Below are 2,230 nucleotides of genomic sequence, written 5' to 3' on the forward strand. Positions count from 1 at the left end.
CTCATCAAAATGAACACAATGCTTCTTTTGAGATCAAAGAAGCTATATTGGATCATAGGGTAGGCAATCAAGTAACTTTAGCTTATAGTCATAAAGCAGATTATAGCGAACAAATGAGACCATTACTCCAATGGTGGGCAGATTATTTAGATAAAGTGAAGGAAATTTAAGTATATTTATAGTTGCATTCAATGAGTGTTTTTGTATGATTTCAGGGGATAGCCTTTAATATTTTTTCCGTTCCATTTCGTTCCACATAAAGTAAAAAAACGGCTTAAATATGTTATTTGCCATATTTCATACTCACATTGCTATTAAAATCTTTTTGCTGATGAAAATTTGATATTAGAGAGCTTTTTATAATAGAGAGGTAGACATTTTCTTTTTTTACTCCCCAACCATTATAATTTTTATATTCAATAGAATAGGTATGTTTAAAATCATTAGCTTGTTGCTTTTTTGATAATTCAAAAGCTTCTAATAAATTCATATTAGCTCCCTATCTTTTTGTAAAATCTCTCAATATAAGACGATTATATCAAAAAATAATGAATTTAAAAGTTTTAAAAAGTATTTATAAGTATTTATAAGCTCATTTTCTCTATCTCATAAACCTTCTTTTTGAGTTCATCATAACATTTTGCTTTTTGGTAATTCTCTAGCCAAGAAGCTACCCAAACAGGGGTTGAATCTGTCCTATTCCAATTCACTACAGAATTATAATTCATTCCAACTAGCAAAGAAAATTCTTTTTTATCCAACCCGCAATCTTTCAATATGCTTTCAAATTTTTCAATACTCATTTTGCTATCCTAAAAATTTTTAATCATCATACCTATTTATAATAAATGTATTATTAAATATAATAAATTTATAAAATATGTATTTTAGTCTTGACTTATTTATATAAAATATGTATAATTATGTTATCAAAGTTAATTACTTTGAAATAAAAAAGAGGAGGACAAGATGAGAAAATTAGTCATCGCAATACTGATTCTAAAGATTATCTATTTGATAATCAAAATCTTAAGTTCAATCACTTAAAACTTAAGAAGCCCGCTTAAGCGGGTCTCATCTATGTCCAAATTTATTTTAGCACAAGGAGGTAAAAAATGGAAGCTTTAGGTTATATCTTAGAAATCGCACAGACTCTAATCATCATCAGGCTTGTTTGGCAAGTAGAAAAGCTAAGCAAGAAGATAAAATAATAGAGTTGAAGGGTATCCCCATCCCTTCACCCAAACTCCACACAACTAAGCTACATAATAAAATTGTCAATTTTTGTATACAAAATTTTGCTAAAATCTAAAAGAATCAATTAAGGATTTTAAATGACTTTAATCATCAAAAATGCTAATGCAGACTTGACAAAAGCTATCAAAGGAATTGCTAAAATTGCCAATGCAAAAGTCCATACCCAAAAAGACCCAAGCGATAAACTAAAAAAAGCTATCAAACAATTTCAAGAAGGCGATGTTGACAAATATAAAGATTTTGATACACTCAAATCGGAATTGATGTCGTGAAATATGAAGTAGAACTGACAAAAGAATTCAAAAAATCCTTTAAAAAACTTAGCATAAAAGACAAAAACTCCACCTTATATATTATTGAAAAGCTCTCAAATGGTAAAACTTTAGACCCAAAATACAAAGACCATAAGCTAAAAGGTGAATACAAAGATTTTAGAGAATGTCATATCAAACCTGATTTATTACTCATCTATAAAATACAAGAAAAATTATTATCACTTGCTTGTATTGATATAGGGTCTCATAGTGAATTATTTTAATAGATTTACCCAAACTCCACCGACTAAGCTATTATTTTTACTTTATCTATCCACAAAATCAATTTTTAGCTTTTTACCACAAGCTTGAGCGTATTTCATCAGTGTATTTAGGCTAGGAGGATTCGAAGAGCTTTCAAGTCTTGAAATATTGCTTACATAAGTATTGAGTGCTTTTGCTACATCTTCTTGAGTCAGCTTAGCATCATTCCTTGCTTGAAGCATTTTAGCTTTGATTTCAATAAGAGGTTCAAGAGCTTGATATTCTTTTAAAGCCTCTCCTTTTAAATACTTTGCTTTAAGTTCATTGATGTTGTAGGTTTGAAGATTTATTTTATTTTTCATTCAAAAGCTCCTTTTTTCTTTGTATGCAGATGTTTATATCTTTTAAAGGTGTTTTTTGAGATTTTTTAACAAAAGTATGCAAAATCACGATTG

6 protein-coding genes are annotated in these 2,230 nt (G+C 28.6%); 2 read left to right on the forward strand and 4 right to left on the reverse strand.

Annotation, left to right across the window (positions count from 1 at the left end; genetic code table 11):
* Nucleotides 1-283 precede the first annotated feature (283 nt).
* A complete protein-coding gene (locus BKH44_RS08555) occupies nucleotides 284-490 on the reverse strand; it encodes a hypothetical protein (RefSeq protein ID WP_095272409.1) in 207 nt (68 codons plus the stop codon).
* A 94-nt stretch (nucleotides 491-584) separates the two neighbouring features.
* Entirely contained in the window at nucleotides 585-803 is a 219-nt protein-coding gene (locus tag BKH44_RS08560) for an acyl carrier protein (RefSeq protein ID WP_095272411.1), read from the reverse strand.
* 531 nt (nucleotides 804-1,334) lie between these two features.
* Between BKH44_RS08560 and BKH44_RS08565 the strand changes: the two genes are divergently transcribed.
* Together BKH44_RS08565 and BKH44_RS08570 are read left to right on the forward strand one after the other, a co-directional pair.
* Complete coding sequence (locus tag BKH44_RS08565) at nucleotides 1,335-1,529, forward strand: hypothetical protein (RefSeq protein ID WP_095272414.1); 195 nt, start codon at nucleotides 1,335-1,337, stop codon at nucleotides 1,527-1,529.
* Complete coding sequence (locus BKH44_RS08570) at nucleotides 1,526-1,795, forward strand: type II toxin-antitoxin system YafQ family toxin (RefSeq protein WP_095272417.1); 270 nt, start codon at nucleotides 1,526-1,528, stop codon at nucleotides 1,793-1,795. Before BKH44_RS08565 ends, BKH44_RS08570 begins: the two co-directional genes overlap by 4 nt.
* A gap of 42 nt (nucleotides 1,796-1,837) precedes the next feature.
* Here the strand turns inward: BKH44_RS08570 and BKH44_RS08575 are convergent, their stop codons facing one another.
* Nucleotides 1,838-2,137, reverse strand: coding sequence for a helix-turn-helix transcriptional regulator (locus tag BKH44_RS08575; RefSeq protein ID WP_095272312.1), 300 nt, complete (start codon nucleotides 2,135-2,137; stop codon nucleotides 1,838-1,840).
* A complete protein-coding gene (locus tag BKH44_RS08740) occupies nucleotides 2,127-2,225 on the reverse strand; it encodes a type II toxin-antitoxin system RelE/ParE family toxin (protein WP_257842635.1) in 99 nt (32 codons plus the stop codon). Before BKH44_RS08740 ends, BKH44_RS08575 begins: the two co-directional genes overlap by 11 nt.
* Nucleotides 2,226-2,230: the final 5 nt, after the last annotated feature.

The sequence above is a fragment of the Helicobacter sp. 13S00477-4 genome, from assembly GCF_002272785.1.
Classification (GTDB): Bacteria; Campylobacterota; Campylobacteria; order Campylobacterales; family Helicobacteraceae; genus Helicobacter_J.